Origin of the sequence: Alloyangia mangrovi (assembly GCF_002300555.2) — a bacterium.
In the GTDB taxonomy this organism is placed as follows: Bacteria; Pseudomonadota; Alphaproteobacteria; order Rhodobacterales; family Rhodobacteraceae; genus Salipiger; species Salipiger mangrovi.
Map to the genome: position 1 here is coordinate 22157 of NZ_NTHN02000048.1, position 20536 is coordinate 42692.

Sequence of the window (20536 nt, forward strand, 5' to 3'; positions counted from 1 at the left end):
TGCCATCACCGAGGGCGAGACCGCGACCTGGACCGTGGGCGTCGACGAGACCGGCTTCATGTACATCGAGAAGGACGGCGTGCAGATCGCCGAGGGCGACGGCGTCGTCCCCGCCGACAGCGAGCGGCTGACCAACACGCTTGGCGGCAGCGGCGAGACGGCGCTGGTCGGCGCGATCTCGGAGGTGTCGATCAGCCAGGCGGCTGGCACCTGGGTCTCGGACGGCAGCGGCGGTGAGGGTGCCGGCGGCGACGGCGGGGAAACTGAGGGGGAGACCGGCGGCAGCACGGGTCCGACCGATCCCACGGACCCTGCCGATCCGACGGTTCCCGGCGAGACCACCGACCCCGATCCGGACAGCGACGGGATCCCGCAGATCGACGGCGCCTTCGAGTTCGAGGCCACGCTGCGCTTCGACGACATCAGCGGCGCGCGCGACCAGCGGGTCTTCGAGTTCGGCGGCGCTGGCGAGGACCGGATCACCTTTGGCCAGCTTGGCCCGAGCAACGCGGTGCTCTTCGAGATCGTGCAGGACGGGGTCACCGCGCTCATCGTCGCCGAGGACGCGATCACCGAGGGCGAGACGGCGACCTGGACCGTGGGTGTCGACGAGACCGGCTTCATGTACATTGAGAAGGACGGGGTGCAGATCGCCGAGGGTGACGGGATCGTGCCCGCGGGAAGCGACCGGCTAGAGAACCTGCTCGGCGGCTCCGGCTCGGCAACGCTGCAGGGCGAGATGAGCGACGTCAGCCTCGTACAGGGGGACGCGATCTGGACGCCCGAAGCGGGCACGCAGGTCTATGAGCCCGGTGAGACGGAGGAGGACGCCGACGCGAGCACGTCCGATCCTGTGCTGCCCGAGCTGACCGACGACGACCTGCCGCAGATCGGCGGGGCTTTCGAATTCGAGGCCGAGCTGCGCTTCGACGATCTCGACGATGCGCGCGACCAGCAGGTCTTCGAGTTCGGCGGCGCGGGGGAGGACCGGATCGCCTTTGGCCAGCTCGGGCCGAGCGATGCCGTGGTCTTCTCGGTCAGCCAGGGCGGCTACACGCATTACATCGTGGCCGAGGATGCGCTCACCGAAGGCGAGACGGCGAGCTGGACCGTGGGCGTGGATGAAACCGGCTTCATGTACGTCGAGAAGGACGGCGTGCAGATCGCCGAGGGCGACGGCGTGGTGCCCAATGGCAGCGCCCGGCTGACCAACCTGCTCGGCGGCAGCGGCAACAGCGCGCTGCGAGGGCAGATCAGCGACGTCAGCATCACCCAGGAGGGCAGTCACTGGTGGCTCGACGAGGCGGGCGAGGCGCATCTCGAGCTTCATGGCACCGAGGAGGACGAGCTGCTTGAGGGCGGGGACGGCGACGACACGCTCTGGGGTGGGGGCGGTGACGACACGCTGACCGGTGGCGACGGCGATGACACCTTCGGTGTCAGCGCGGCGGCGGGGGATGTGACCATCACCGATTTCGCCGGCGCCGACCGCATCGACCTGACGCAGCTCGGGCAATGGGCGGATGGCGAGGCGCTGATGGCGGCGCTGACCCAGGACGACGGCACGGCCAGCCTCAGCTTCGACATTGACGGCGCGGCGCAGACCCTTCTGGTCCACGCCGACGAGGAGCTGACCGAGGACGACTTCCTACTCTGATCCGGCCCTCTCGGCCAACCGCTTGGCAAGGGGCGGGGCGCATGGTTCACTCTGCGAACCCCGACTGCCCCCCGCAAAGGACCGCCATGCCCGGACTGCCCCATCTGCGTGCCATGCAGGCCTTCGAGGCCGTGGGCCGCTGCGGCTCGGTGCGCCGCGCCGCCGAGGAGCTTGGCGTCTCTTCAGGCGCGATCAGCCAGCAGGTGCGGCGGATCGAGGAGCACCTGGGGGTCGCCCTGCTGGAGCGGCGCGGGCGGCAGCTCGAGCTGACCAGCTGGGGCCGGGTCTACCACGCCGAGTTGAGCAAGGGCTTTGCCCAGCTCGCCCATGCGGGCGAGGTGCTGGCGCGGGCGCGCAACAGCCGGGGGTTCGTCATCAGCTCGCTCACCACGGTGACCAACAAGTGGCTGGGGCCGCGGCTCTTCGAATGGACCGCCGAGCACCCCGGCGCGCCGGTGCGGCTGGTGGGCACCGAGATCGAGCCGGATCTGACCCGCGACAACGTCGATTTCCGTCTCTACTTCGACGATGCGCCGCGGCATGGCCATTACGCCGAGCTCTTCACCGATTGCATCCTGCCCGCCTGCGCGCCGTCGCTGCTGCAGGGGCGGGAGCTGACACGGCCCGAGGAGATCTTCGACTACCCGCTGCTGCAGATCTCGTGGATGGAGAGCTTTGCCGCGCATCAGGTGCCGGGCTGGGCGGAGTGGGCGTCGCATTGCGGCGTGGTGCCGCCGCCGGACCCCGGCGGCTCGGCGCTCAGCTTCGCGCTCTCCTCCAGCGCCATAGACGCAGCGGTGGCGGGCCGGGGATTCGTGCTCGGTCAGCTCGCGATGATCGGCGAGGAGCTGGCGAGCGGGCGGCTGGTGGTGCCCTTCGATCTGCGCATGCCGCTCTCGGTGCCCTACGGGCTGGCCTGGGACCGCGCGAGCCTCGAGAAACCCATGGGCCGGGCGCTGCGCGACTGGCTGGTGGCGCAGGGGCGGCGGCAGGCGGCGCTCTGCACCCGCTGACAGGCGCTGTCAGATCGCCGCGAGGGTGGAGCGTCCAGCGGTCTTGCGGCTGGTGAGCCGGCCGAGGAGCGCCTGCCATCCCTGCACCGTGGGCTCATAGGCGCCGGTGACCGAGATGCGCGGAACGGCGGCGCTCTCTGCCAGCACGTCGCTGAGCGCCCGGCTCCAGGCGGCGACCGAGAGGTCGGCCACGGTCACCAGTCCCGGCCCCTGCAGCTCGGAAAGGCTGTCGCGGCCCGAGTGCAGGACCCGGCGCCCGGCAGCCTGCGCCTCTTGCGCGGCCAGCGCGGAGGCTTGCCAGCGGGCGGGAATGGCGATGGCCTCGGCGCTGCGCAGCGCCGCCAGCCGGGTGGTGTTGCCATGCACGCGGATGCGCAGGTCGTGGCGGGCGAGGGCGCGTAGTTCGGCGCGCTGCGGCCCGTCGCCGAAGATGTCGAGCCGCGCCTCCGGGTCGGAGACGACGCCGAAGGCCTCGATCAGCATGTCGAAGCCGCTTTGCCGGTGCAGGCGGCCGATCGCGCCGATGTGCCGGACCGGACCCTGCGGGTCGGGCAGGGCGGCAAAGGGCGCGAGATCGGCGCAGGCCGGAATCACCGTGAGCTGCCCCGTGGCGACCAGCGCGTGGCGGCGCATCCAGTGTGCCTGCGAGGCGCTCAGCGCGACGACGTGGTTGAACAGCGCATAGCCGGTGCGCAGCATGGCGCGCTGCCGGCCTCGGTTTCGCGTCGCCGCCGCCGAGCCTTCGCAATGGTGGTGCTCGACGTGGATCAGTGTCGCGCGCGGGTGTCGGGCGCGCAGGGCCATGAGGCCCGGCAGGCACTGCAGGCGCATCGGCAGGTGCGAGACGATCACCTCGGCCTCGAGGGCAGTCGCCCCCGCGGCAAAGCGCGACACGCTCACCGCGCGGTGCTCGGCGGTGGCGCCAAGCGCGGCATCGCGGCTCAGAAATGCAAGATAGCGGGCGAGGTCGCCCGCGGTCCGGTCGTCGTGAAGATGGGCTATGCGCAGCATTGGCTAAATCTCCATGCGAGGGGTCACGCCGAGCGGCCGCGCCGGCGGGAGAACCGGCTCAGCAGCGGGATGCTGGTCAGGGACAGAAAGAGGCTGGACGCGCAGAGCGCCAGCGTCCGGCCGGGGTCTTCGGCCAGCGGCTTCGGCGAGGTGACCAGCGAGCCCCGCAGCAACTGGGCGGCGCCGGGCGCATCGCCGGCGGCGATGGCGCAGCGCGCGAGATGGCGCAGGTGGTAGGCGCGGGCGGCGGCGGTGTGCCGGCCGAAGAAATGCCGGTCCTGCGCCGAGAGCTTGGTCACCATGCGCTCCCATGCGGCGAGCTGCTTGCCCACCGAGGCGGCGGGCTCGGCGTCGCGGCAGCTGCAGAGGGTGCGGGGAATCCCGGTGATCTCCCAGTCGCTGACCAGGGCGAAACGCAGCCAGAGCTCCAGCGCCTCACCCTGCCGGAAGGTCTCGTCGAACCACCAGTCGCGCTCGGTCTCCTGCGGTGGGCGGAAGGCGATGCGCTGCAGGGCCGAGCGGCGGAACAGCGCCGTGGAGACAGGGCCGATGGGGTTGCGCTTGAAGATTGCGGCCGCGCCGAAGCGGCGCTTCCGGGGTGTCTTCCACAGGCGGGAGCGGCCGCCATCCTCGCCGAGAATCTCGGAGCCTGAAAAGCTCAGGCCGACGCTCGGTGCGGCCTGCATCAGTGCCACGTGTTCGGCCAGCTTGCCCGGCGCCCAGAGATCTCCCGCGTCGCAAAAGCCGACCAGGCTTCCGCGCGCGGCGGCAATGCCGGTGTTGCGCGCGGCAGCAAGCCCGCGGGTGCGTTGGCGCAGCACGCGGACGCGCAGGTCGCCGGAGGCCTCCGCCAGTTCGGCGCTGCCATCGGAGGAGCCGTCATCGACCACGATGATCTCGAAATCGGGAAAGCTCTGCGCGCAGAGGCTCTGCAGGGTGTCCTGCAGGTGCTGTGCGGAATTGTGTGTCGCGACGATGATCGAGGCGCGCGGCATGGATGGAGCTCCTCGGGGTTCAGCGCGAGAAGAGCGCGTTGCGCAACGGGCGGGGCAGCAGAGAGGCAAGCAGCGCCGCGCTCAGCACGCGGCTGCCATTGCGCGGATTCGAGACCCAGCGTCGGGGGCTGGTGGCGAAGCCGGCGAGCGCGCGAAGAGGCGCGGTCTCGCTGCGGGCGGTGCCGCTGAAGCCGTAGCGGGCGGCGCTGACCAGCGCCATGGCGCGGCCGGCCTTCATGCCTTCGAGGTCGGAAGAGAGGCCGCGGTCGGAGATGCGGTAGGTGACCAGCGGGGCGTCGATGCCGACCACCCTGGCGCCATCGCCAATCAGGCGGACCAGCCACTCGAGGTCGGCATTATGGGTGATGTCGGTGTTGAAGCCGCCGCTGGCAAGGAAGCTCTCGAGGCGGATCGCGAGGTTCGACATGGTGCAGACCGGGTTCTCGGAGAGCAGCGCATCCAGCGTCAGCGTGCCCTCGAAGGGGCCGGTGGGGGTGCCGACGGTGCGGCCATTCGAGAGGGTGACGCGGCCGAAGCAGGCATCGGCTCTTTCCTCCTCGAAGAAGGCGTCGAGCCTCTCGAGCTTTTCGGGGTGCCAGGTGTCATCGGCGTCGAGGAAGGCGATGATCTCGCCATCGGCTTCCGAGAGCGCCATGTTGCGCGCCGCGCTGGGGCCGATGCCGTTGCTCTTCATCAGGCGGAAGCGCATGTCGATCCCGGCCATCGAGGCGGCGATCAGCCGGGTGTCGTCGCTGGAGCCATCGTCGATGATCAGCACTTCCCAGTCCTGTTCGGTCTGCGCCAGCAGGCTCTCGATGGTCTCGGCGAGGGTGTCCTCGGCGTTGAAGCAGGGGATGACGACGGAAAAGCGGGGCATCTTCGGGCATCCTTTTCTGCCGGGGACAGGGTCGAGGAACGAGGGAACGGGATCGGCGCTTGGCGTCCGATGCACCATGTGTACCTGCGCTTCCGCTTTCCTGTCGCCCGCACCAGAGGGGAGTCGGATGGGGCAAGCGGCGAGAGACCTATCCAGTCGGATAGGCGCGCTAATCCGCGCCCGGGAAGAGCGCGGCAAGACTGTGACGAAGCGGGGCGGGAAAGCGGCGCGCAGGCCCAAAGTGGGCTGCGGCAGGGCCGTGGCGACTCGGCTTTCAGAGGGTGGTCGAGGCGGTCAGGCCGCCTCGAGTCGGCTCTCCAGCGCGCTGCGGCTCTGCTGCCAGAGATCGGCCAGCGCGGCGAGTTCGGCCCTGGAGGGCTGGTCGCCGCGTTTCACCTGCGTCTCGATACGTCCGAGCGCACGGCGCAGCGCCTCGACGCCGAAGGGGCCGCAGGAGCCGGCGCATTGGTGCGCGACCGGGCCGAGATCGGGATCGTCGGGCGCGGTTTCCGCGAGCGCGGCGATATTGCGATCCATCTCGGCGTAGAATCGCTCCAGCAACTTGTCGACCGTGGGGCGCGGCACCTCCGACAGGAAGGCGCCGAGGCGCTCCTCGTCGAGCAGTTCCGTCTCCGGCGCGGCCGGGACCTCCTGCTGCGGCTGGACCACAGTCAGGAGGGGGGCGGCGGCAGGGGCAACGCCGGGCTCCGGCGGAAGCGCCGGGACGTCGCCCGAGGTCACCTCGGCCAGCGTGCGCAGCAGCAGCGGGCGCTCGATCGGCTTCGTCAGGCAGGCAGTCATCCCGACCTTGCGGAAGCGCTCGCGTTCTTCGGGCAGCGCATGGGCGGTGAGGGCGATAATCGGCACCGCCGCGCAGGCGCCGGTGCCGCCGCGGATGTGACCCGATGCGGTGGTGCCGTCCATCACCGGCATGGAGATGTCCATGAGGATCACGTCGTAGCGGTGCAGCGCGGCGGCATCCACCCCGGCTTGACCGTTCTCGGCGATGGTAACCTTGTGTCCCTCGCCTTCGAGCATCTCGCGGACGATGAAGCGGTTGATCTCGTTGTCCTCGACAAGCAGCACATCGAGCGGGCGTTGCGGCGCGTCGGGGTGGTCGCGGGGCTCTTCCGGAGCCGCGGCGACCGCCTCGACGGGGGTCAGGGGCACGCGGATCCAGAACAGGCTGCCTTCGCCAGGCTCGCTCTCGGCGCCGATCTCGCCGCCCATCAGGCGCATGAAGCGCCGGGCGATGCCGAGCCCGAGGCCGGTGCCGCCCGCCTCGCGCGCATAGGAGGAATCGAGCGTCTCGAAGTCCTGGAAAATTCGCGCGAGGTCCTTCTCGGCGATGCCGATGCCATTGTCGATGACGCGGAACTCGACCTCGGTCCGTGCAGCATCCAGATATTCGACCTCGACCTCGACGCTACCGTCGCGGGTGAATTTCAGCGCGTTGCCGACGAGGTTCAACAGCACCTGCCGTAGCCGGCGGGCATCGCCGATGGCGCCGTCGCCCTCGGGGCCGGACCAGCGCCAGTTGAGCTCGTTGCCATAGGTCTGCGCCAGCGGTTGCGCGGTCTCGACCAGCCCGTCGAGCAGGCGGTTGATCGAGAAGGGGGCCTCTTCGGCCTTCATCTTGCCCGCCTCGAACTTGGCGAGATCGAGCACGTCGTTGACCAACTCCAGCAGAAGCCGGCCCGAGCTCTGCATGCGGTCGAGCAGGTCGCCCTGCCGTTCGGTCAGGCTGTGGTCGCGCATCAGCTGCATGGCGCCGAGAAGCCCGTTCAGCGGGGTGCGCATCTCGTGGCTCATCACCGCGAGGAACTCGGACTTTGTGCGCTCGCCGGCCAGCGCGCGGTCGCGGGCCTCGGTGAGCTGCTCCTCTGCCTCTTTCCAGTTCGAGATGTCGCGGATGTAGAAGACGTAGAGCGGGTTGTCGGCCTCGGCGCGGTCGGCCGAGATCTCGGCCGGGAAGAGATGCAGGTCGCGGGTCTGCAGGGTGATCTCGAAATGCTGCTCCTCGGGGCGCGGTCGGCGATGCTCGTCGAGAAAGGCGAGCGCGCCGAACTGGTGCCGGCCGAGGGTTTCCGCCGGGACCATGAGCTCGAGCGCCAGGCGGCCCACGGCCTCGGCGCGGGTGAATCCGAAGAGCGCCTCGGCGGCGGTGTTGAACTCGCGCACCACGCCCACCTCGTCGGTCACGACGATGGCGTTTGGCGAGGTCTGCACGATGGTCTTCATCCGGGTGCTGGCAAATTGCAGAGCGTCAGCGCGCTTTTGCGCCAGGCGGAACAGCCGGAACATCGCGTAGGCCAGCAGGGTCAGGCCGATGAACAGCGCCAGAAGCACCGCGGCGATGTAGATCATCAGCTCGGTGATGCCCTCGCGGCGGGAATCCGAGACTTCGGCAAAGGCGGCCAGCGCCGCCAGCGAGAAGGAGCGGACGTCGGCGGTGACCTGTTCGGACTGCTGCAGCAGCGAAGGCAGTTCGGCGAGGAACTCTTGGTCCGGCCCATCGATCAGCGGGACGGTCTTCTCGAGGAAGTCGAGCACCCGCATGCGCGGCGCGGAGGATTGCACCGACTCGCGCAGGGCGTGGAAAACCCGCCCGCTGCTCATCGTCACCATGCGGCTGTAGAAGATGTCGAACCGCCGGCGGACGTCTTCCATTGCGGCGGGGTTGTCCTGCGCGTCCTTCATCGCCAGCCGGAACTGCAGGAACTCCACGTCGGCCTGGGCGAGGCTCCACTGGAGGTTGTCGGAGTTGGCGACGGAGAAGTCGTCGATCTCTCTCAGAACCAACCAGCCGAGCCAGACAACAAGGCCCACGCAGAGCAGGAGCGCGGAGGCGGCGCCCCCGGTCTGCACCAGTGTGGCTCGGCTATGAGTTGAATTTTCGTCAGGCAGGTTCAAATTGATCATGCTTCCAAGGGCATGAAGCGCGCGGCCTAGTCAAGCACGATGATGCGGTCCAACTGCCAGATCGCACGGGAATAAATCTGCTCGGTCTGGTACTCGGGCCTCTGGTCGAAGGGGTAGACGATCCACAGCGGACCCTTGTTGCGTACGGGCATCTTCTCGCCGTGGTTGAGGAAGGCGACGATCGGCCCGCCGTCCACCCAATCCTCGCGCGGGATGTTCACCGCGTAGTCGTTGATCGCCGTCGCCTTGATCTCGTTGCCGGTCGCCCCCACCAGCTCCATCAGATCGCTCAGTTGCACGCCGGTGAAGGTCTGCTCGCCGTCGGTCCAGATGGTCTTGGTGGTGAAGGTCACCGTGTCCAGCCCCTCGAGCATGTCGAAGTCGAAGGAGGCGGTGCCGTCCAGATTGGTGTTCGAGATCGCGCCGCTGACCACCAGCAGGGGTTGTTCCTCGGGCTTCGGCAGATCCTTGGCCGCCGCCGCTGCCACGGGCGCAACGAGAAGTGCGAGGGCGATGAGGGTGCGCAGGGAGGGAAGACCGAGCATGTGAAGCGACTCCTTGGTGTCTGAACGCATAGTGTCACATACGCGACAAAAGCGATATCGGGGCAATCGGAGGGGCCCCTATCCGTCCGGGTAGGGACGGATCTGCCGCCTGAATAGGCGGGAATTGCCGCGTGTGCAGCCTTGCCGTTGCGCGATCCGGGATGCGATAAGCAAAGTAAGGCGAGCATTGGCCGCGCTGATGCCCGCAAAACGAGAGAACTAACGTGCGGTCAGTATGTGCAAGCGGGCCACAGGCCCTGTTTTGTCCATAATTTAACCGCAATCCGCCGATAATTTTGCTATTTGTTTAGAAAATGATGTTCGGCGATTCGCCGAGAGGTTGCAGGGAGACGGACGATGATGGCACAGCAGGCGGCACAGATGGTAACCAGACCGGCCAATATGCTCCGCGTTTTGATCGCTGACGACCACGACCTGCTTCGCGACACGCTCCAGATCTTCCTTGAAGGTGAAGGCACCTTCGAGACGGTCTGTGTCGCAAGCTACTCCGAAGCCGAGGCGCTGGTGAAGGCGGGCGAGCAGTTCGACCTCGTGCTTCTCGACTATTCGATGCCCGGCATGAACGCGCTCGAGGGGTTCAACAAGATGCGCGCGCTCGAGGGTTCGCACCGCGTTGCGATCATCTCCGGCACCGCGAACCGCGACGTCGCCGAGCAGGTGCTCGAGGCCGGTGCCGCAGGGTTCCTGCCCAAGACGCTCTCGGCCAAGTCGCTGGTCAACGCCGTGCGCTTCATGGCGATGGGCGAGCAATACGCGCCGCTGGACTTCATGCGCCAGGAAGAGGCCACGCCGAGCCACCCGATGGCCGAGCGCCTGTCGCCGCGCGAGCTCGAGGTGCTCGAGGGGCTGACACAGGGCAAGTCGAACAAGGAGATCGCCCGCGATCTCGACATTCGCGAACCGACGGTCAAGCTGCACGTTAAGACGCTCTACCGCAAGATCGGCGCCTCGAACCGCACACAGGCGGCACTGCTGGCCAAGGAAGCCGGCCTGTTCTGAGCGGCCCCCGCCATATTTGAATTCCGCTAGAGGCGCGCCGGGCTTTCCGGCGCGTTTTTTTTTGGCCAAAAGGGATGATCAGAGTACCCGCCAACCGGCTTTATTCCGGTGCGCCGTCGCGCTGCACCCGGGCGTGTGGCCGAAATTGGGGTGCATTTATGGCAAAGACGGCATATGATCGACTCGCAAGACCTTGAAAAGGTGGGTATTGAGCCGCCTTCATTTTGTGCGATGCATTTTTTTTTAAGGAATATTGATATGAGTCTTAAGATTATTGCCTTTGGGCTTGTAACGAGTATTGCAATTTCTGGTTGTGCAAAGAAATCCCAAGACATCCCAGCGCAATATGTTTCCCCAATGCAGTTCCAATCCTACTCCTGTAGCCAGATCACCGAGGAAGCGCAGCGCGTGTCCGAGTACTCGGCTCGTGCGGTGCGTGTTCAGAACAAGACGGCAAGCACCGACGCTGTCGCGACCGGCGTCGCGATCGTGCTCTTCTGGCCTGCGGCCTTCTTCGTGAGCGGCAACGGCGAGAACGCCAATGAACTTGCGCGTCTCAAGGGACAGATGGATGCGCTGAAGAGTGCCAGCGACCTGAAGCAATGCGGGCTCGAGTTCCGGAGGGCGCCTTTGCCCGAGGCCAGCTGAGCACCGGCCACGTCCTGACCAGATATCCTGCATCTACCCGGGTCCCTCAGGCGGGGATCCGGGTTTTGCTATTTTTCGGCAATTGGGAGGTCGGGGAAGCGTTTTACGCGCCGCGGCCATTCTGACGCTTTGGCAGCCGTCCAGGCGCCGGCCCTGCAGTGGGGCGTCAAAGGGTCACGCGCACCCAGCGACGGTGCGCGGGCGCGGTGCGTGGTGATCTTGTAGGGAGATAGGTGAGAGGCTGGACAACGACCCAAGCGGGGCTCGTTACGGCTGCTTCCTTCCGGACCTGACCGGGTTGGCGAGGCGCTCGCCCGCGCCAACCTCTCGAGGGGTGATATAGGCTGCCCCGTGGCAGGACTGCAAGGGGGGCAGGGCAGAGATTTTTTGACCGCAGTCTCTCAGAGTTTTCCCAAAGTTTACCTTGGTCGGTATAAAGTCGGCATATGGCCGGGCCTTGCCTCGGAGCATCCGCACTCTACCTTGCTTTATCGGCGTAACTATAAAGATGCTGCCAAACCCACGCACGGGAGATCCACAGATGACCGACAGCAGCAACCGCGGCGCCTTCTACGTCCCGCGCAGGGAGTTGGCAGAGGTCATTGCCGGGCGGCTGTCGCTCGATCCGTTGATGGGCAGCCCTTCGGGGCTGATGCTGGCTGCGCCGCGGCGGACCGGCAAGAGCACCTTCCTGCGGCGCGATCTTCTGCCGGTGCTCAAGGCCCGCGGCGATCACCCGGTGCTGGTCGACCTCTGGTCCGACCGCAAGGCCGACCCCGGCCAGCTCATCGCCGACGCCTTGGCGGCAGAGATCGCCGCCATGCCCAGCCCGATCGAGCGGGCAGCACGCGCGCTGCCGATTCGGTCGATCAGCATTGGTGGGCTGAGTGCGGAGATCGGAGGAGTCGCCGAGGGGCGCAACCTCACCCTCACCGATGCGCTGCTCGAGATCGGCGACCGGGCGAAGGCGGATGTGGTCTTCATCATCGACGAGGCGCAACAGGCGGTGACGTCCGAGGCCGGGCTGGACGCAATGTTCGCGCTCAAGGCGGCGCGCGACGCGATGAACCAGCGCCCCGAGGGCGCGCGGCTCTTCGTGCTCTGCACCGGGTCCAACCGCGACGGTCTTGCCGGGCTGCTGTCAACCAACCAGCAGCCTTTCTACGGTGCACGGGTCGAGGATTTCCCGACCCTCGGGCGGCCCTATGTCGAGGCGCTGGTGGCGGCGATCAATCCGCGGCTGGCCGAGGACAACAAGCTCGACCCCGAGGATGTGGCGCAGGCCTTCCGCCTGCTGGGGCACCGACCCGAGAAACTGGTGGAGGTGGTGCAGCAACACGCCGCCTGGTTGCCGGGCAGCGCCGGGCTGAAGCGCACCTTGCAGGAACGGGCGGACGAGCTGCGGGCGCGGGTCTGGGACCAGTACGGCTCGGATTTCGACGGGCTGACGGTGCTGCAGCGCGCGGTGCTCGAGGTGCTGATCCGCGACGGCTCGGACTTCGCGCCGTTCCACGAGAAGACGGTACAACGCATCGCTGGCATCGCCGGGCGCAAGACCTCGGCGCAGGCGGTGCAGAAGGCGCTGGACGCGCTGCGCGACAGGCAGCTGGTCTGGCGCCCGGGGCGCGGGCGCTACGCGCTCGAGGACCCCGATATGCGGGACTGGCTGCTGGCGCGGATGGAGAAGGGCTGAACCCGGTTCAGCCCTGCGGGCGTTCGGCCCAGCCGGCGAAAACCTTCTCGAGCGCGACCACCACGTAGTAGAGCACGATGCCGAGGAAGGCCAAGGCGATCAGCACCGCGAACATCAGCGGGTAGTCGGAGTTGGTCTTGCCGCTGTCGAACAGCGCGCCGAGGCCGCGGCCGTGCGGGCTGACGATCTCCATCAGGTTGGTGCCGATGAAGGCCAGCGTCACCGCCACCTTCAGCGCACCGAAGAACTCCGGCAGGGTCTTGGGCAGGGCGATCTTCCAGAAGATTGTCGACTGGCTGGCCCCGAGCGAGCGCAGGATGTCGCGGTACTCGGGCTCCAGCGTCGACAGGCCGATCGAGACCGAGACGGCAATCGGGAAGAAGGAGATCATGAAGGCGATGAGCACGGTGTTGAAATCGTGCATGCCGACGAACATCAGCGCCACGATCGGCACGACGGTGGCCTTGGGGATGGCGTTGAACCCCACCAGCAGCGGGTAGAGCGCATCGCGCATGGTGCGCGAAAAGCCCATCACCATGCCGAGCGCGGTGCCAAAGATGACGGCGATCAAGAGCCCCACCACGGTGCGCCAGAGCGTCTGCCAGCCCATGGTGAGGAACAGGCTCCAGTAGCGCTCGTAGGCGGGCACAAGGTCCGAGGGCGAAGCCATCTTGTAGTTGGGCCAGCCCATCACCCAGACCAGCGCTTCCCAAAGCGCGAGGAAGATCACGATGGCAAGGCAGGGGACGGCGATCTGGCGGAAGGTCATCTCGGGCTCCGCTGGGCGGCCTGACCGGCGGGGGCACGGGTCGAGGCGGCGGGATATGCGTATTTGGAAAGAGAAGAAGCGGGGAGGGGCATCAGGCGGGCGCCACCTCGGCGGGGGCGCGGCCCTGGGCAATCTCGATCTGGTGGCGCAGCGTGGCCAGCATCTCGGCGGCCTGCGGGGTGTAGAGGTGTTCGATATCGCGGGCGCCGGTGATCCCGGTGTCGAGGGTGAACCGGGTGCGGGCCGGGCGGCCCGAGAGCACCACCACCTGGTCGGCGAGGTAGATCGACTCGCGCAGATCGTGGGTGATCAGCACGCCGGTGAAGGGCTCCTTCTCCTTCACCTGGTGCATGATCTGCCACAGGTCCTCGCGGGTAAAGGCGTCGAGCGCGCCGAAAGGCTCGTCAAGGATCAGCACCTCGGGGGAATGTACGAGCGCGCGGCAGAGCGAGGCGCGCTGGCGCATGCCACCCGAGAGCTCTGAAGGGCGCTTGTCCTCGAAGCCCTCGAGGCCGACGAGGGCGAGCAGATAGCGGGCGCGCTCCTCCTGCTGCTTCCTGCTGAGCTTGGTGGGCACGATCTCGAGCGGCAGCATGACGTTCTTCAGGATCGTTCGCCATTCCAGCATCACCGGGTTCTGGAAGGCCATTCCGACGGTCGAACGCGGGCTCTTCACCTTTTCGCCGTGCAGCCAGACCTCGCCCTCGTCGGGTTTCAGCAGTCCGGCGACCAGCTTGGTCAGCGTGGACTTGCCGCAGCCGGAGGGGCCCACGACGGCGACGAAGCCGCCCTCGGGCACCGAAAGCTCGAGCCCGTCCAGCACCGGCAGCGGGCCGCGGGCGGTCTTGTAGGCGTGGCGCACGCCCCTGATCTCGATGAGGTTTGTCATGTCTTGCCTTGATTGGGTGCGCGGGGGCGGGCGCGGCCGCCCCCGGCTGCCGTGTTGGCCTGCGGATCACTCGAGCGGGAAGCCGCCCTCGGGCAGGTAGGCGCCGGTGAAATAAAGCGCGGCGTCGGGCTCGTGCTGGAACTCGTAGGTCAGCTTGATCTGCTCGAGCGAATTGGCCATGCGGGCATCGTCGATCGGGCCGAAGCCGTTGGTCCTGGTCCAGTCGGTGACCACGTTGGCATCGAGCGCCAGCTCGAGTCGGCGGGTCTCCAGCTCGGCATCCGAGGCGGGGTTGCGCGACATCAGGCTCTCCACCGCACCGGCGGGATCGGCGGCGGCATCCTTCCAGCCCGCGGCAACGGCGGCGAGGAAACCCTTCAGCAGGTCCGCGTTGGCGGCCGCCCAATCGGTGTTGACGATGATCGCGTTGCCGTAGAGATCGACGCCGTAATCGGCCATGAGGATGGTCGAGATGTCGGCCTCATCCACGCCGAGACGCGCGGTGTTGAGGTAGGAGGTGAAGCTGAAACCGGTGACGGCGGCCACCTTGCCTTCGGCCAGCATCGGCTCGCGGGTCGGGAAGCCGACCGGCTCGATGGTGATCTTCGAGGTGTCGAGATCGTTCTCGGCGGCGAAGATCGGGAATTGTGCCCAGGCACCATCGGGCGGCGGCGCGCCGAGCACCTTGCCCTCGAGATCCTTCGGCGCCTCGACGCCCAGCGACTTGCGGCCGATGATGGCGAAGGGCGGCTTGTCGTAGATCATCATCACCCCGGTGACTGGCGCGCCGGGGTTCTGGTCGAGGAACTTGATCAGAGAGTTGATGTCGGCAAAGCCCACGGGGAAGGCGCCTGTGGCGACCTTGGGGATGGCGTCGAGCGAGCCGGAGCCCGCGGTCACCTCGACGTCGAGGCCGGCGTCGGCGAAGTACCCCTTGTCGATCGCGACGAAATAGGGCGCCGAGGGGCCCTCGAATTTCCAGTCGAGCGCGAAGGGCAGGGCGGTTTCGGCCTGGGCAGCGGTGGTGGCGGCCATGAGGCTGGCGGCCAGCGCGAGGGCGCGGGGATACATGGGTCTTCCTCCGTGTTGTGGCGGCCTTGCCGCCAAGATTTCCGGCGTGTTGCTCACGTCTTGCGGCGAGCTTGACCGGAAATACGGCGGTGGGAAGACCTGATCGGAAGAAGCCGCGCGCCAGCCCTGCTACATTTTGACCGATTGATCAAAATTTAGGCGGAGGAGTCCTCGGCGCTCTTGCGCAGGGGCAGGCCGGCGGCCAGCGCGCCCTCGATCAGCGAGGTCGCGAGGTGGTGCGCATGGGCCCCGTCGCTGGGCAGCATGTCGGGCACCTGCACCACGCGCATGCCCGCGGCGCGGGCGCTGGCGGCGCCGGTGTCGCTGTCCTCGAAGGCAAGGCAGAGCTCCGGCGCATGACCAAGCGCCTCGGCGGCCAGGAGGTAGGGATCGGGTGCGGGCTTGGGGTTCTCGACGTGGTCGAAGGCGATCACCGCGGTGAAATGTGCGCGCAGCCCGGCAAGGGTGAGCTTGCGCTCGGCTTCCTCGACACCCGAGCTGGTGGCCACCGCCATGGGCAGGCCGAGCGCGGCAATCTCCTCGATGAGCAGCACCACGCCGGGCTTCAGCGGCAGGCCGCGGGCCTCGCGCAGCGCGATGCTTTCCTCGCGGATCGCCTGCAGCAGCATCGGTTGGTCGAGATGCCCGTAAGTGTCGCGCAGGGCGTGTGCCACGGCGTTGCGATCGCGGCCGATCAGCCCCTCGAGAAACCCCGGCGCGACAGTCTCGCCGAAGCGCAGGAAGGCGCGCCGGCCGGCCTCGAGCGCCACCCGCTCACTGTCCACGAGCGTGCCGTCGAGATCGAAGATGACGGCGGAGAAGGGGAGCGAAGTGATCATGGCGGGCCTTTCTGCATCGGGCGCGGCCATGTGACCCATCGCGTGGGGGAATGTCGAGGCCGCGGTTTCGTGCTATGCTGTCTGCCCCTGAGGCAGGCGGGCGCCCCGGAAACCTCGCGTATCAAGGAGGGTGGTTCGATGATCATGCGCGTCTTCCAGGTCGTGACCCGGCCAGGCAAGGAAGAGGAATTTTCCGAGTTCTTCCACAAGATCGCGATCCCGCTGCTGCGGCGCACCGAGGGGATCGTCGAGGTGCTGCCGGGAGCGGCGCGGCCCGAGAGCCCGCGCGAGTTCTCGGTGGTCATGATCTGGCGCGATCTCGCCTCGCTCAAGGCTTTCGCCGACGAGGATTACACCCGACCGCACGTCGACCCGGCGGAGGAGGATCTGGTCGAGAGCCGGCTGATCCGCCACTACGAGCTGGTCGAAGACGGGGTGATCCGGCGCTCAGGCGGTTAAAAAGGGGGCGCCCCGAGGCGCCCCCATGGGTCTCTGGCTCGGCCGTCAGAGCTTGATGCGGAACTGCGCGTAGCCGTCCGCGTTGTCGCCCGCGTCCTCGATGTCGAGCGCCACGCTGTCCATGTAGTCACGCGCCTTGGGGCCGGTCTCGAAGAGCACCGTGGTGCCCTCCATCGGCGCAAAGCTCCAGTTGTCGTCGGCGCTCGGGTTGATGGTGCCCTGCTCGATGATATAGCGCACGATGACGTCGCGGTTGGTGTCCGGTGCCTCGAAGACGATGGTATCGCCGGTGCCCGGGAAGCTGCCGCCACCCGAGGCGCGGTAGTTGTTCGTGGCGATGATGAACTCGGCCGTGGGGTCGATCGGCTTGCCCTCGTAGGCCAAGTTGACGATCCGGTTGGTGCCTTCGTTCACCACGTTGCCGTCGCGGTCGAACATCGCCGGCTGCGACAGGTCGATCTGGTAAGTCACCCCGTCGATCACGTCGAAGTTGTAGCTCGGGAAGTCGGGGTTGAGCAGCGGCGCATCGGCGCTCCCGGGCTCGATCTGGTTGAACATGCCCGCCGAGCGCTCCAGCCAGCCCTTGATTTGCGCGCCGGTCACCTTCACCGCGCGCACCGTGTTGGGATAGAGGTAGAGGTCGGCGACATTCTTGATCGCCACCGGGCCCGCGGGCACGTCGGTATAATACTCCGGACCGCCGCGGCCGCCGGCCTTGAAGGGCGCCGCCGCCGAGAGGATCGGCAGCCCCTCGTACTCGGTGCCCTTCATCATCTGTTCGATGTACCAGCTCTGCGCGATCGAGACGATCTGCACCGAAGGATCATCGGCCACCAGCGCGAAGTAGGAATAGAGCGGCGCCGAGGTTTCGCCCACGGCGCGGCGCACGTAGTCCAGCGTTGCCTCGTGCTCGGGGCGGATCGAGTCGAGCACCTCCGCGTCGTCCTCGACCAGCGCGGTGACCTTGCGGTCCTCGCCGCGCTGGTAGATCGGGCGCGCCTCGGAGGTCGTCGAGACCACCTTCCATTCATTGCCGTCGCGCTCGAGCAGAAGGTCGATGAGACCCATGTGCGAGCCCCAGAAGCCGCCCATGACCGCGGGCTTGCCGTGGATCGTGCCGGCGGTCAGGTCGATGGCGTCGCGCCCGTCGTAATCGGCGGAGGGGAAGACGAGGTGGCTGTGACCGGTCATCAGCGCGTCGATGCCATCCACTGCGGCGAGCGGCACCGAGGCGTTCTCCATCCCGTCCTCGTGCTGCGCCGCGCCGATGCCGGAGTGCGACAGCGCGATGATGATCTCGGCGCCCTCTTCCTTCATCTGCGGCACCCAGGCCTCGGCGGTGGTGACGATGTCGCGCGCCTCGACGTTGCCCTCGAGGTGCTTGCGGTCCCAGTTCATCACCTGCGGCGGGGTGAAGCCGATGATGCCGACGCGGATCGGATGGGTGGTGCCGGCGCCGTCGGTGATCTCGCGGTCGAGGATCACGTAGGGCTTGAACAGCGTCTCGTCTTCGCGCGGGTTTGCGCCCTGCTTCTTGGCGATATTGGCCAGCACGATCGGGAAGTTCGCGCCCGCGGCGGATTTCTCGAGGAAACCGAGCCCGTAGTTGAACTCGTGGTTGCCGATGGTGCCGGCGTCGTAGCCAAGCGTGTTCATCGCGGTGATGACGGGGTGCATGTCACCGTCCTTCATGCCGCGTTCGTAGGCGATGTAATCTCCCAGAGGGTTGCCCTGCAGGAAGTCGCCATTGTCGACGAGCAGCGTGTTGGTGGCCTCGGCGCGGATGCCCTCGATGATCGAGGCGGTGCGCGCAAGGCCGACGGTGTCGACCGGCTTGTCGGCATAATAGTCGTAGGGGAAGACGTGCACGTGCAGGTCGGTGGTTTCCATGATGCGCAGGTGCGCCTGGTTGGCCGCGGCCCGGGCTGAATAGGGGTGCAGCGCGATCAGCGCGCCGGTTGCGGCGCTGCCGGCGAGAAAGCCTCGGCGGCTGATCGGGGGTTGGGGAAGATTGCGCATCTTGCTCTCCTTCGAGTGTCGTCGCTGCGGGAATAGTGCAGCTTCAAGACGGTCTTGCAACGCTTGCCTGTCGGAGGGCCGGGCAGCGGCGGATGACGTTGCGCCATGCGCCGCAGCTCTGTGCGGGCGGGGAGGGACCATGGGGCTCTGCCCCCGCGCGGCCCGCGGGCCGCGCTCCCCCGGGATATTTCCACCTAGAAGAAACCAGGGCCCGCCGCCCTTTCTTCTAGGGTCAAATATCCCGGGGAGCGCGAGGGGCAGCGCCCCTCGCCGGCGCATCGGTTGCCACTCTGGCCGCGCCGTGCCATCCCTTGCCGGGTCCAGCAGGAGGCACGGCATGCGGCAGGCGGAAGAGGTGACATTCGGCGGATCGGGGCTCGACCGGGCGGCGGAGCTGCGCGGCGACATCCCGGGGCTTGCGGCGCTGATGCAGCGCCCCGGCGCGCGCGGCGTGGCGTTCTGGCGGGGCAAGCCTCTCATTGCCGATGACGCGGCGCGTGGCGAGACCTGCGCCGGGCTGCTGCGGCTGCCGCTCGATCACCCGCTGCTTGGCGCGGCACGGGCGCGGCCGGTGCTGCTCGGACGCGAGGACGGCGAGGTGGTGCTGGCCTATGACATCTCTGCCTGGGAGCCCGATGCGCCGCAGGAAGAGGGGTTTGTAGACCCGAGCGTGCAGGTCCACCCCGATGCGCCCGCGGGCGCGCGCTTCGTCGAGCTGCGGACGCTGCTCATGGCGCTCACCCCGCGCGACGCCGAGCTGGCCGCGACCGCCAAAGCCATTCTCGGCTGGCATGACACGCATGGGTTCTGCTCGCGCTGCGGCGTCGCTTCGGACGTGACGCAGGCGGGCTGGCAGCGGGTCTGCCGGTCCTGCGGCGGGCAGCATTTCCCGCGCACCGACCCGGTGGTCATCATGCTGATCACCCGCGGCAATGCCTGCCTGCTCGGGCGCTCGCCGGGCTGGCCCGAGGGGATGTATTCCTGCCTTGCCGGCTTCATCGAGCCCGGCGAGACGGTCGAGGCGGCGGTGCGGCGCGAGGTGATGGAGGAGACCGGGGTCGAGGTCGGCCGCGTGGCGCTGCTCACCAGCCAGCCCTGGCCCTGGCCGTCCTCGCTTATGCTCGGCTGCAGCGGTGAGGCGCTGAGCGAAGAGATCACCATCGACCCGGTCGAGATCGAGCATGCGCAATGGGTCAGCCGCGAGCGGCTTGCAGACGCCTTTGCCGGGCTCGAGCCGGGCATCCTGCCGGCGCGGCGCGGCTCGATTGCCAACCACCTGCTGCGCAACTGGCTTGCGGACCGCCTCGATTAGGCCAAGATGCGGCGGCAACGAGTAAGAACGGGGTAACGAGGCAGGTCATGGACATCTCCACCAAGGAAGACATCGCGGTTCCGGTCGAGCGGGTCTACGCGGAGGCGACGAATTTCGAGCATCTCGAGCGGCAGATCATGCGGCGCGGGATCGAGCTGCGGCGGGTGAACCCGCAGGGGGCAGGCAGCCATGCCTGGCATGCGGTGTTCAACTTCCGCGGCAAGGCACGCTCGGCCGATATCACGTTGGTCGAGGAGGATGCGCCGAACCTGCTGGTCTACCGCAGCGTGACCGACGGGCTCGAGGTGATGACACGGATAGAGTTCGTGGCTCTCTCGCGCAGTCGCACGCGGGTGGCGATGGACCTCGAGCTGAAGCCCAAGACGCTCTCGGCCCGGCTCATGGTGCAATCGCTGAAACTGGCTCGGGCCAACCTCGAGAAGAAGTTCCGGGTGCGCATGGCAGACTACGCGCAGGCGATCGAGGACCGGCTGAAGCGCGCCTGATCAGCGCGGGGCCGCGAGCGGCTTCAGCGCGCGGTAGAGCGCGCGCCAGGTTTCCAGACGATCCTGCAGCGCCGCCGAGGCGCGGGGGGCTGAAGACCTCGCGCGCCTCGGGGCGACGGGCCAGGTCGCTGCGCGACAGCGTGCCGGTGGCCAGCGCGGCCAGCTTTGCCGCGCCAAGAGAGGGGCCGCTGGTGGCGCCCTCGGGGCGGAAGAGGCTCAGCCCGCTGGCGTCGGCGACGCTTTGCAGCAGCAGATCGCTCTGTGCGCCGCCGCCGAGCGCGGGCAGCGGCG

19 protein-coding genes and 1 other RNA gene are annotated in these 20536 nt (G+C 67.8%); 8 read left to right on the forward strand and 12 right to left on the reverse strand.

Annotated features, from left to right (window positions below):
• Positions 1–1135 precede the first annotated feature (1135 nt).
• Together CLG85_RS27495 and CLG85_RS20745 are read left to right on the forward strand one after the other, a co-directional pair.
• Positions 1136–1657 carry a M10 family metallopeptidase C-terminal domain-containing protein gene (locus CLG85_RS27495; RefSeq protein ID WP_311735019.1) on the forward strand — a complete coding sequence of 174 codons (522 nt, stop codon included), beginning with the start codon at positions 1136–1138 and terminating at the stop codon, positions 1655–1657.
• A gap of 86 nt (positions 1658–1743) precedes the next feature.
• Positions 1744–2670, forward strand: coding sequence for a LysR family transcriptional regulator (locus CLG85_RS20745; RefSeq protein ID WP_095884446.1), 927 nt, complete (start codon positions 1744–1746; stop codon positions 2668–2670).
• Between the two features lie 9 nt (positions 2671–2679).
• Here the strand turns inward: CLG85_RS20745 and CLG85_RS20750 are convergent, their stop codons facing one another.
• The 5 genes from CLG85_RS20750 to CLG85_RS20770 form a co-directional block, all read right to left on the reverse strand.
• Positions 2680–3681 carry a glycosyltransferase gene (locus tag CLG85_RS20750; RefSeq protein ID WP_260349939.1) on the reverse strand — a complete coding sequence of 334 codons (1002 nt, stop codon included), beginning with the start codon at positions 3679–3681 and terminating at the stop codon, positions 2680–2682.
• A 23-nt stretch (positions 3682–3704) separates the two neighbouring features.
• Positions 3705–4676, reverse strand: coding sequence for a glycosyltransferase family 2 protein (locus CLG85_RS20755; RefSeq protein WP_260349940.1), 972 nt, complete (start codon positions 4674–4676; stop codon positions 3705–3707).
• Positions 4677–4695: 19 nt separating this feature from the next.
• On the reverse strand, positions 4696–5553 hold the full coding sequence (locus CLG85_RS20760; protein WP_095882902.1) for a glycosyltransferase family 2 protein: 858 nt from the start codon (positions 5551–5553) through the stop codon (positions 4696–4698).
• A 294-nt stretch (positions 5554–5847) separates the two neighbouring features.
• Complete coding sequence (locus tag CLG85_RS20765; protein ID WP_176476628.1) at positions 5848–8421, reverse strand: hybrid sensor histidine kinase/response regulator; 2574 nt, start codon at positions 8419–8421, stop codon at positions 5848–5850.
• An 80-nt stretch (positions 8422–8501) separates the two neighbouring features.
• Positions 8502–9020 (reverse strand): putative pterin-binding protein, encoded by a 519-nt coding sequence (locus tag CLG85_RS20770; RefSeq protein ID WP_095882904.1) that lies wholly within the window; start codon positions 9018–9020, stop codon positions 8502–8504.
• 357 nt (positions 9021–9377) lie between these two features.
• On the opposite strand from CLG85_RS20770, the gene CLG85_RS20775 reads away from it, so the two are divergent.
• Together CLG85_RS20775 and CLG85_RS20780 are read left to right on the forward strand one after the other, a co-directional pair.
• A complete protein-coding gene (locus CLG85_RS20775) occupies positions 9378–10040 on the forward strand; it encodes a response regulator (RefSeq protein ID WP_235865433.1) in 663 nt (220 codons plus the stop codon).
• A 174-nt stretch (positions 10041–10214) separates the two neighbouring features.
• Positions 10215–10688 (forward strand): hypothetical protein, encoded by a 474-nt coding sequence (locus CLG85_RS20780; protein ID WP_260349941.1) that lies wholly within the window; start codon positions 10215–10217, stop codon positions 10686–10688.
• Positions 10689–10920: 232 nt separating this feature from the next.
• On the opposite strand, the gene ffs is transcribed toward CLG85_RS20780, so the two are convergent.
• An RNA gene (gene ffs / locus CLG85_RS20785) (signal recognition particle sRNA small type) lies at positions 10921–11017 on the reverse strand.
• A gap of 212 nt (positions 11018–11229) precedes the next feature.
• Between ffs and CLG85_RS20790 the strand changes: the two genes are divergently transcribed.
• Complete coding sequence (locus tag CLG85_RS20790; protein WP_095882906.1) at positions 11230–12381, forward strand: ATP-binding protein; 1152 nt, start codon at positions 11230–11232, stop codon at positions 12379–12381.
• 7 nt (positions 12382–12388) lie between these two features.
• On the opposite strand, the gene CLG85_RS20795 is transcribed toward CLG85_RS20790, so the two are convergent.
• The 4 genes from CLG85_RS20795 to CLG85_RS20810 form a co-directional block, all read right to left on the reverse strand.
• Positions 12389–13150 (reverse strand): ABC transporter permease, encoded by a 762-nt coding sequence (locus tag CLG85_RS20795; protein WP_095882907.1) that lies wholly within the window; start codon positions 13148–13150, stop codon positions 12389–12391.
• Positions 13151–13241: 91 nt separating this feature from the next.
• Entirely contained in the window at positions 13242–14039 is a 798-nt protein-coding gene (locus CLG85_RS20800; RefSeq protein ID WP_095882908.1) for an ABC transporter ATP-binding protein, read from the reverse strand.
• Between the two features lie 66 nt (positions 14040–14105).
• Positions 14106–15110, reverse strand: a complete 1005-nt coding sequence (locus CLG85_RS20805; protein WP_095882909.1) for an ABC transporter substrate-binding protein — start codon at positions 15108–15110, stop codon at positions 14106–14108.
• A 155-nt stretch (positions 15111–15265) separates the two neighbouring features.
• On the reverse strand, positions 15266–15949 hold the full coding sequence (locus CLG85_RS20810; protein WP_176476629.1) for an HAD family hydrolase: 684 nt from the start codon (positions 15947–15949) through the stop codon (positions 15266–15268).
• A gap of 138 nt (positions 15950–16087) precedes the next feature.
• On the opposite strand from CLG85_RS20810, the gene CLG85_RS20815 reads away from it, so the two are divergent.
• A complete protein-coding gene (locus tag CLG85_RS20815; protein ID WP_095882911.1) occupies positions 16088–16408 on the forward strand; it encodes an antibiotic biosynthesis monooxygenase family protein in 321 nt (106 codons plus the stop codon).
• A 45-nt stretch (positions 16409–16453) separates the two neighbouring features.
• Here CLG85_RS20815 and CLG85_RS20820 read toward each other — a convergent pair whose 3' ends face one another.
• Positions 16454–18427 carry a bifunctional 2',3'-cyclic-nucleotide 2'-phosphodiesterase/3'-nucleotidase gene (locus CLG85_RS20820; RefSeq protein ID WP_095882912.1) on the reverse strand — a complete coding sequence of 658 codons (1974 nt, stop codon included), beginning with the start codon at positions 18425–18427 and terminating at the stop codon, positions 16454–16456.
• 337 nt (positions 18428–18764) lie between these two features.
• Here CLG85_RS20820 and nudC point away from each other — a divergent pair, with 337 nt between their 5' ends.
• Positions 18765–19739, forward strand: a complete 975-nt coding sequence (gene nudC / locus CLG85_RS20825) for an NAD(+) diphosphatase (RefSeq protein WP_260349942.1) — start codon at positions 18765–18767, stop codon at positions 19737–19739.
• 47 nt (positions 19740–19786) lie between these two features.
• Complete coding sequence (locus CLG85_RS20830; protein ID WP_095884373.1) at positions 19787–20245, forward strand: SRPBCC family protein; 459 nt, start codon at positions 19787–19789, stop codon at positions 20243–20245.
• Here the strand turns inward: CLG85_RS20830 and CLG85_RS27840 are convergent.
• Complete coding sequence (locus CLG85_RS27840) at positions 20139–20531, reverse strand: FGGY-family carbohydrate kinase (RefSeq protein ID WP_375796942.1); 393 nt, start codon at positions 20529–20531, stop codon at positions 20139–20141. The two genes, CLG85_RS20830 and CLG85_RS27840, sit on opposite strands and share 107 nt — an antisense overlap.
• Positions 20532–20536 lie beyond the last annotated feature (5 nt).

Excerpts from the sequence above, each read along its gene's own strand:
- CLG85_RS27495 (WP_311735019.1), top strand. The coding sequence starts at position 1,136 with ATGTACGTCGAGAAGGACGGCGTGCAGATCGCCGAGGGCGACGGCGTG.
- CLG85_RS20780 (WP_260349941.1), top strand. The coding sequence starts at position 10,215 with ATGATCGACTCGCAAGACCTTGAAAAGGTGGGTATTGAGCCGCCTTCA.
- CLG85_RS20790 (WP_095882906.1), top strand. The coding sequence starts at position 11,230 with ATGACCGACAGCAGCAACCGCGGCGCCTTCTACGTCCCGCGCAGGGAG.
- CLG85_RS20775 (WP_235865433.1), top strand. The coding sequence starts at position 9,378 with ATGATGGCACAGCAGGCGGCACAGATGGTAACCAGACCGGCCAATATG.
- CLG85_RS20810 (WP_176476629.1), bottom strand. The coding sequence starts at position 15,949 with ATGATCACTTCGCTCCCCTTCTCCGCCGTCATCTTCGATCTCGACGGC.
- CLG85_RS20770 (WP_095882904.1), bottom strand. The coding sequence starts at position 9,020 with ATGCTCGGTCTTCCCTCCCTGCGCACCCTCATCGCCCTCGCACTTCTC.
- CLG85_RS20820 (WP_095882912.1), bottom strand. The coding sequence starts at position 18,427 with ATGCGCAATCTTCCCCAACCCCCGATCAGCCGCCGAGGCTTTCTCGCC.
- CLG85_RS20760 (WP_095882902.1), bottom strand. The coding sequence starts at position 5,553 with ATGCCCCGCTTTTCCGTCGTCATCCCCTGCTTCAACGCCGAGGACACC.
- CLG85_RS20795 (WP_095882907.1), bottom strand. The coding sequence starts at position 13,150 with ATGACCTTCCGCCAGATCGCCGTCCCCTGCCTTGCCATCGTGATCTTC.
- CLG85_RS20800 (WP_095882908.1), bottom strand. The coding sequence starts at position 14,039 with ATGACAAACCTCATCGAGATCAGGGGCGTGCGCCACGCCTACAAGACC.
- CLG85_RS20830 (WP_095884373.1), top strand. The coding sequence starts at position 19,787 with ATGGACATCTCCACCAAGGAAGACATCGCGGTTCCGGTCGAGCGGGTC.
- CLG85_RS20805 (WP_095882909.1), bottom strand. The coding sequence starts at position 15,110 with ATGTATCCCCGCGCCCTCGCGCTGGCCGCCAGCCTCATGGCCGCCACC.
- CLG85_RS20750 (WP_260349939.1), bottom strand. The coding sequence starts at position 3,681 with ATGCTGCGCATAGCCCATCTTCACGACGACCGGACCGCGGGCGACCTC.
- nudC (WP_260349942.1), top strand. The coding sequence starts at position 18,765 with ATGCGGCAGGCGGAAGAGGTGACATTCGGCGGATCGGGGCTCGACCGG.
- CLG85_RS20815 (WP_095882911.1), top strand. The coding sequence starts at position 16,088 with ATGATCATGCGCGTCTTCCAGGTCGTGACCCGGCCAGGCAAGGAAGAG.
- CLG85_RS20755 (WP_260349940.1), bottom strand. The coding sequence starts at position 4,676 with ATGCCGCGCGCCTCGATCATCGTCGCGACACACAATTCCGCACAGCAC.
- CLG85_RS20745 (WP_095884446.1), top strand. The coding sequence starts at position 1,744 with ATGCCCGGACTGCCCCATCTGCGTGCCATGCAGGCCTTCGAGGCCGTG.